The sequence below is a fragment of the Methylobacterium nigriterrae genome (assembly GCF_037106235.1).
Classification (GTDB): Bacteria; Pseudomonadota; Alphaproteobacteria; order Rhizobiales; family Beijerinckiaceae; genus Methylobacterium; species Methylobacterium nigriterrae.
In genome coordinates, this window is record NZ_JBAWTG010000992.1 from 1 (window position 1) to 260 (window position 260).

General features: G+C 64.2%; 1 pseudogene. It reads left to right on the forward strand.

What is annotated here, in order from left to right:
- Window positions 1–260 (forward strand): annotated as a pseudogene (locus WDW90_RS39990) (spermidine/putrescine ABC transporter ATP-binding protein); the annotation flags it as partial.

A 260-nucleotide genomic window follows, 5' to 3' on the forward strand; every position in this document is an offset into this window, starting at 1 on the left:
TGCTCGACGAGCCGCTCGGTGCCCTCGACCTCAAGCTGCGCCGGCAGATGCAGCTCGAGCTCAAGTCCATCCAGAACGAGGTCGGTCTGACCTTCCTGCACGTCACCCACGATCAGGAAGAGGCCATGACCATGGCCGACACCGTCGCCGTCATGAACAAGGGCCGCATCGAGCAACTCGGTGCGCCGGAGGATCTCTACGAGCTTCCGCGCACGGCGTTCGTCGCGAACTTCCTCGGCCAGTCCAACCTGTTCACCGGG